At 32.0% G+C, this 306-nt stretch carries 1 pseudogene; it reads left to right on the forward strand.

The annotated features are described in order from the left end of the window. A pseudogene (locus ABGF45_RS08410) lies at window positions 1-279 on the forward strand (MATE family efflux transporter); the annotation flags it as partial. Window positions 280-306 lie beyond the last annotated feature (27 nt).

A 306-nucleotide genomic window follows, 5' to 3' on the forward strand; every position in this document is an offset into this window, starting at 1 on the left:
AATTTAACATTAGAAATGTTTAGTATAGGTAGTTCTGCAATGATGATGCAATTATTATTTGCGGTGCAACAAACATTTCTATTTAAGCAAGCATTTAAATACGGTGGAAGTGATTGGGGGATTTTAATGTCTGCAACTATGAGACTATATATGTTCTCGTTTATACCTTTATGGGGCATGAGTCAAGGTTTGCAACCTGTTATTGGGACAAATTTTGGAGCAAAACAGTATAGTAGAGTAAAGCAAACAATGAAAATTTTTGTATATGGAGCGGTTATGTAAATAATTTTGTGTATCAGTCTATTA

The organism is Helcococcus sp. KG196, assembly GCF_046035495.1.
GTDB lineage: Bacteria > Bacillota > Clostridia > Tissierellales > Peptoniphilaceae > Helcococcus > Helcococcus ovis.